The organism is Micromonospora sp. ATA51 (assembly GCF_016802855.1).
Taxonomy (GTDB): domain Bacteria; phylum Actinomycetota; class Actinomycetes; order Mycobacteriales; family Micromonosporaceae; genus Micromonospora; species Micromonospora sicca.
In genome coordinates this window covers 1-6,690 of the sequence record NZ_JAEVHJ010000348.1, presented here as the reverse complement: position 1 = coordinate 6,690, position 6,690 = coordinate 1, and the positions used below count along the sequence as shown (strand labels likewise).

The 6,690-nt window shown below is 75.8% G+C and carries 4 protein-coding genes; 3 read left to right on the top strand and 1 reads right to left on the bottom strand.

The window, feature by feature from the left end:
* The first annotated feature begins 3 nt into the window (after window positions 1-3).
* Window positions 4-4,434 carry an HAD-IC family P-type ATPase gene (locus JNW87_RS32550; protein ID WP_238455000.1) on the top strand — a complete coding sequence of 1,477 codons (4,431 nt, stop codon included), beginning with the start codon at window positions 4-6 and terminating at the stop codon, window positions 4,432-4,434.
* 9 nt (window positions 4,435-4,443) lie between these two features.
* Window positions 4,444-5,247 (top strand): MBL fold metallo-hydrolase, encoded by an 804-nt coding sequence (locus JNW87_RS32545; RefSeq protein WP_238454999.1) that lies wholly within the window; start codon window positions 4,444-4,446, stop codon window positions 5,245-5,247.
* Between the two features lie 73 nt (window positions 5,248-5,320).
* On the opposite strand, the gene JNW87_RS32540 is transcribed toward JNW87_RS32545, so the two are convergent.
* Window positions 5,321-5,740, bottom strand: a complete 420-nt coding sequence (locus tag JNW87_RS32540; RefSeq protein ID WP_238454998.1) for a CBS domain-containing protein — start codon at window positions 5,738-5,740, stop codon at window positions 5,321-5,323.
* A gap of 169 nt (window positions 5,741-5,909) precedes the next feature.
* Here JNW87_RS32540 and JNW87_RS32535 point away from each other — a divergent pair.
* Window positions 5,910-6,690, top strand: a 781-nt coding sequence (locus tag JNW87_RS32535) for a serine/threonine-protein kinase (protein WP_238454997.1), incomplete at its 3' end; no start/stop codon positions are given.

Below are 6,690 nucleotides of genomic sequence, written 5' to 3'. Positions count from 1 at the left end.
GCCGTGCGGGACCTGGCCGGGCGGACACCCGTGCCGGCGGCCGTCGCCGACACCGCACGCGGCGTGGGCGACGTCGCGGCGCGGCTGGCCCGGGTGGCCGGGCTGACCCGCCGCCGGGTGTGGTCCCGGGACGGCCGGCACCACATCGAGGTGCACGGCGTCTGCCAGGACGGCGGAGACCGGCTGGCCCGCCAGGTCGAGCAGACGTTGGAGCGGATGCCCGGGGTGGCCTGGGCCCGGGTGAACGCCCCCTCCGGCCGGGTGGTGGTGGCCGTCGAGGAGCCGAAGCCGCAGCTGCGCGACCTGATCACCACGATCGCCCGGACCGAGCGGGTCTGCCCGCACGAACCCGACCCTGAGGTCGCGCCTCCGCAACCGCCCGAGGAGGGGCCGCGCACCCCCCGCACCCTCGGCGCGCTGGCCTCCGACGCGCTCGGCCTGACCATCTCGGCGGCCACCCGGATCCTGCCGTTCACACCGGTCCCCGGCGAGGTCGCCGGCTTCCTCACCGCAGTCGACCTGCACCCGAAACTGCACGCCCTCGCCGACCGGGGCCTGCGCGCGGACCCCCGCGCCCAACTGCTCTTCCCGCTCGCCGAGGCGGTGGCCCAGGGGCTCGCCGGCGGCTGGACCGGGATCGTGCTGGACGGCGTGCAGCGGGTGGTGCAGTGGGGTGAGGCCCGCGCCCAGCTCGCCGCCTGGTCGAAGGCCGAGCCGAGGCTGACGGGCGACCCGGAGCGGGCGGTCGCCCGGGTACCCGCCGGCGAACGCCCCTGTCCGACGCCGCCGGGGCCGGCCGAGCGGTACGTGACCCGGTCGCTCGCCGCGGGCGCCGCCGCCGGCGCGGTCGCGGTCCCGGTGGCCGGCCCGAAGCGGGCCGCCGCGCTGGCGCTGTCCGCGCTGCCCAAGGCCCCGGGGAGCGGCCGCGAAGGATATGCGGCGCAGCTCGGCCGGATGCTGGCCCGGCGCGGTGTGATCGTCATGGACCGCAGCGTGCTGCGGGAACTCGACCGGATCGACACGGTGGTGCTGGACGCGGCGGTCCTCGGCTCGGACCGGGGCGTGCTGGCCGACCTGGCGCCGCTGCCCGGGGCGGACACCGGTCAGGTCGCCGCGCGGGCCTTCGCACTCTTCGACCCGGAGGCCCCCGACGGGCTGCGGGAGGCCGACGGGTGGCGGCTCGGGCCACTGGACCGGATCGACGCCGACGACCCCGGCGACACCCCGGACAGCCGCCGGCTCCGGGAGGACGGGGGCACCCTGCTCGGTCTCGCCCAGGGGGACACCCTCGCCGCGGTGCTGCGGGTGGAACCCGCACCGGCACCCGGCGTCGACGCCCTCCCCACCGCCGCCCGCCAGGCCGGACTGCGGCTGGTGGTGGGCGGTGACGACGACGGCCGGTACGACTTCGCCGACGCCGTGCTGCCCGGCGGCCCGCGACTCACCCAGTCGGTACGCGCCCTGCAACGCGACGGCGCGGTGGTCATGCTGGTCTCCGGCGACCGCTCGGCGCTCGGTGCCGCCGACTGCGGCCTGGGCGTCGCCGACCCGGACGACCTCCCGCCGTGGGGCGCCCACCTGCTGGTCGGCGTCGACCTGCGGATCCCCGCGCTGCTGATCGAGGCGACCGGAGTGGCCCGCCGGATGACCGGGCAGAACATCCGGATCGGGATGGCCGGCAGTGGCCTCGGCGCGCTGGGCGCGTTCACCGCCGACCCGCAGCAGCTCCCCGGCCGGGCCCTGGCCGCGGTGAACGGCGCCGCCGCGCTCGCCTTCGCGCACGGCGTGTGGCGGGCCCGGCGGCTGCCGGACCGCACCCGCCGGTCCGTGCCGCCGGTGACCGCCTGGCACCTGATGCCGGTGGAGACCGTGCTGCGACAGCTCGACACCGGTCCGGACGGGCTCAGCACGGCCGAGGCGGCCCGCCGGCGCGATGGCGTCACCGGCGAGGCCGCCGGACCGTCCGGGCTGCTCCGGGTGTTCGTCGACGAGCTGGCCAACCCGCTCACCCCGGTGCTCGCCGCCGGGGCGGTGCTCTCCGCCGCGTTCGGCTCGCTGGTCGACGCCGCCCTGGTCGGCGGGGTGGTGGGCGGGTCGGCGCTGATCGGCGCGGTGCACCAGCGCAACACCGAACGCTCCCTGGCCGAGCTGCTGACCCGCGCGGCGGTGACCGCGCGGGTCCTCCGCGACGGTGCGGAGCAGGTGGTCGCCGCGGAGGACCTGGCGCCCGGCGACGTGGTCACGGTCGGCCCCGGCGACGCGATCCCCGCCGACTGCCGGCTGCTCACCGCCGACGGGCTGGAGGCCGACGAGTCGTCGCTGACCGGAGAGTCGCTGCCGGTCGGCAAGACCCCGGACCCGGTGGTGGCCGCCGCCGTCGCCGACCGGCGGTCGATGCTGTACGAGGGCACCACCGTCGCCGCCGGGCACGGCACCGCCGTGGTCGTGGCGACCGGGGAGGAGACCGAGGCGGGCCGCAGCCTCGCCCTGGCCCGCCAGGCACCCCCGGCCAGCGGCGTGGAGACCCGGCTGGGCAGGCTCACCAGTGCCGCGCTGCCGCTCGCCGCCGGGTCGGCGATCGCGGTGGCCGGGGCGGGGCTGCTCCGGGGCGTACCGCTGGCGGAGACGGCGGCCACCGCCGCGAACCTGGCCGTCGCCTCGGTGCCGGAGGGGTTGCCGTTCCTGGTCAGCGCCGCGCAGCTGGCCGCGGCCCGCCGGCTCGCCGAGCACGGCGCGCTGGTCCGCAACCCGCGCACCATCGAGGCGCTGGGCCGGGTCGACGTGCTCTGCTTCGACAAGACCGGCACGCTCACCGAGGGGAAACTGCTGCTCGCCGGGGTGGGCGACGGCGGTGGCCGGCACGCCCCGCCGGACCGGCTGGACGAGCCGCTCAAGCTGACCCTGGCCACCGCGCTGCGCGCCACCCCCGCCGCGCCCGAACCGGACGAGCTGCCCCAGCAGACCGACCGGGCGGTACGCCGCGGCGCGGACACCGCCGGGGTGACGGAACGGACCGGCGCGGCGGAGTGGGAGGCGGTGGGCGGGCTGCCGTTCGAGCCGTCCCGGGGCTACCACGCCACGGTCGGACGGACCGAAGGCCGGCTGCTGCTGAGCGTGAAGGGCGCCCCCGAGACGGTGCTGCCGCGCTGCGCGGCCCGGCGTACCGCCGCTGGGGACGAGCCGTTGGACGAGGCGGGCCGGGCGGAGCTGCACGGGATGCTCGCCGAACGGGCCGGGGCCGGGCACCGGGTCCTCGCCGTCGGCGAGTGCGCGGTCGGCACGGAGACGGTGACCGACGAGCAGGTCGAGGGGCTGGTCTTCGTCGGCTTCCTGGCGCTCGCCGACGGCGTCCGGGAGAGCGCCGCGCCCGCCGTGCGGCGGATCCGGCAGGCCGGCGTGCACACCATCATGATCACCGGGGACCATCCGGCCACCGCCGAGGCGATCGCATCGATCATCAGTCCCGACAACGGCGAGCAGCGCGTGGTCACCGCGACCGAGCTGGACCGGCTCGACGACAAGGCCCTGGCCGAGCGGCTCACCAACACCGACGTTGTCGCCCGCTGCACCCCCGCCCACAAGGTACGCATCATCCAGGCTTTGCAGCGGCACGGCCGGACGGTGGCGATGACCGGGGACGGCGCCAACGACGCGCCGGCGATCCGGCTGGCCGACGTGGGCATCGCCCTCGGCCAGCGCGGCACCCCGGCGGCCCGCGCCGCGGCCGACCTGGTGGTCACCGACGACCGGCTGGAGACCATCATCGCCACCCTGGTCGAGGGGCGGGCGATGTGGTCCTCGGTCCGCCACGCGCTGAGCATCCTGGTCGGCGGCAACCTGGGCGAGATCGGGTTCAGCGTGCTGACCGCCGCGTCGACCGGCCGGTCCGCGCTGACCGGCCGACAACTGCTCCTGGTCAACCTGCTCACCGACCTGGCGCCGGCGCTGGCCATCGCGGTCCGGCCGCCCGCCGCCGACGGGGCCGAAGACCTGCTGCGCGAGGGTCCGGACACCTCGCTGGGCGAGACGATGACCCGGGAGATCGGGCTGCGGGCCACCGCCACCACGCTGGGCGCGACCGCCGGCTGGACGTTGGCCCGGTACACCGGCCGACGTCGGCGGGCCGGCACGGTCGCCCTGGCCTCCCTGGTCGGCACCCAGCTCGGGCAGACGGTGCTGGCCGGCGGCACCAGCCCCGCGGTACTGGCGTCCACCGCCACGTCGATCGGCGTGCTGGTCGCCGTGGTGCAGACGCCCGGGGTCAGCCAGTTCTTCGGCTGCACCCCGCTCGGCCCGGTGGGCTGGTCCATCGCCGCCGGCTCCGCGCTCGGCGCCACCGTCGCCAACGGCGCCCTGACCCGGCTCGTCGACCGCCTCCCGCAGCCCGGCGTCCGACCGTCGGCCGAGCCGCATGCCCGCACCGATGGCGGGTAGGACCCGACCATGGCGAGCGACCAGCCCGAGGTGACGTTCATCGGCACCGCCACCACCCTGCTCCGGATCGGGGGTTTCACCCTGCTCACCGACCCGAACTTCCTGCACCGGGGACAGCGGGCGTACCTGGGTCGGGGGCTGTGGTCGAAGCGGAGCACGGAGCCCGCGCTGACCATCCCCGAACTGCCCACCCTGGACGCGGTGGTCCTGTCCCACCTGCACGGCGACCACTTCGACCGGGTGGCCCGCCGCGGGCTGGACCCGTCGCTGCCGATCGTCACCACGCCGCAGGCGGAACAGAAGCTGCGCCGCTGGGGGTTCGGGGCGGCGCAGGGCCTGCCCACCTGGGACTCGTACGAGCTGCACCACGGCGACGCCACGCTGCGGCTGACCTCGCTGCCCGGGCAGCACGGGCCCGGCGTGCTGGACCGGCTGCTGCCCGACGTGATGGGCACGATGACCGACCTGGTACGCGGCGGGTCGCCGGAGTTCCGGCTCTACGTCACCGGGGACACGCTGAGCCGCCCGCAGCTCGCCCGGATCCCCGAGCGGTACCCGGACATCGACGCCATGCTGATCCACCTCGGCGGCACCAGGATCGCCGGCATCCTGCTCACCATGGACGCCCAGCAGGGTGCCGACGTGGTGGAGCTGATCCGCCCGAAGCTGACCGTGCCGATCCACTACGACGACTACCCGGTGTTCCGCTCGCCGCTGCGCAACTTCATCGCGGAGGCCCGCCGCCGCGGCTTCATCCGGCAGGTCCGGACCATCCTGCGCGGCGAGACCGCACCGCTGACCCCACCGGCCTGACGGCGACCGGAAGCGGATCGCCGCCCGCCCCGGCGTGGGCCGGAGGGGCGGCGACGGGTGTGCGGGGGCCGGGTCAGGAGCGCTCGGAGATGGCCTCGATGAGGTCGCCCACCGGGCGTTCCGGCAGCGACCGGGCCACGTCGGCGACGGCTACGATCCCGACGAGCTCGTGCCCGTCGATCACCGGCAGCCGGCGTACCTTGTGCTTGCCCATGGTCCGCAGGATCTCGGCCGCGTCGTCGTCCGCGCCGATCGTCACCGCCTCGCCCTGGGCCAGCTCACCGGCGGTCACGGTGCCCGGGTCGCTGCCCTCGGCGAGCACCTTCACCACGATGTCCCGGTCGGTCAACATGCCCTTGAGCCGGTTGTCGTCGCCGCAGATCGGCAGCGAGCCGACGCCGAGCTCCGCCATCCGGCGGGCGGCGGCCTTGAGGTCGTCCTGCTCCCGGACACAGGTCACGTCACTGGTCATGATCTCGCGCGCGGTCGGCATGGGGATCACACCTCACTTTCGGGGGGTTGTTGCCTGTTCTCCTACCCCGACGGCCCCGATGCATTCCGACACCGTCCAACGGGAGACCTGACCCGTCCGACCACCCCGATTCCGGCCGGCGCACCAGCGGCCGCCCCGTGTAACCACGACCGCGGCTGGAAACAGTGACGTGGTGCTGAGACGTCTGCTGGATGGCCGCTACCTGCCCGAGGAGCTGCTGGGCACCGGCGGCATGGGCGAGGTGTGGCGGGGGCGGGACCTGCGGCTGGACCGGCCGGTGGCGATCAAGGTGCTCACCGCGGCCGGCCTCGACGAGCCGATGGCCGCCGAACGCTTCGACCGCGAGGCCCGTGCGGCGGCCCGGCTGACCCACCCCCACATCGTCGCCGTGTACGACTTCGGCACCGAGGCGGACGACTCCTACCTGGTGATGGAGCTGGTGGAGGGGCGGACCGTGGCGGCGCTGATCGCCGACGGCCCGCTCCCCGTCGGACAGGCGGTGTCGATCGCGATGCAGGCCTGCGACGGAATCGCCGCCGCGCACGCGGCCGGGGTGGTGCACCGGGACGTCAAACCCGGCAACCTGATCGTCACTCCGTCCGGCACGGTGAAGATCTGCGACTTCGGCATCGCCCGGCTCCCGAGGGCGGGCGGGCAGAACACCCTCACCGGTCCGGCGACGAAGCTGGGGACCGGCTCGTACATGTCACCGGAGCAGGCGCTCGGCCGGCCGGTCGACCCCCGTACCGACCTCTACAGCCTGGGCTGCACGCTCTACGCGATGCTCGCCGGCGTCCCGCCGTTCTCCGGGGACCCGCTCAGCGTCCTGCACCAGCACGTCAACGAGCCGCCCCGGGGCAACGCGTTGAACATCTTCAGGTACGGATCGAGCACCCCCGCCACAAGTGACATCCGCGCCAGCACGAATCCGACGATCAGTCCGAGCGCCG

What these genes read in the sequence shown, in the direction of transcription:
- JNW87_RS32540 (WP_238454998.1), bottom strand. Translation starts at nt 5,740, where the DNA reads ATGCCGACCGCGCGCGAGATCATGACCAGTGACGTGACCTGTGTCCGG.
- JNW87_RS32545 (WP_238454999.1), top strand. Translation starts at nt 4,444, where the DNA reads ATGGCGAGCGACCAGCCCGAGGTGACGTTCATCGGCACCGCCACCACC.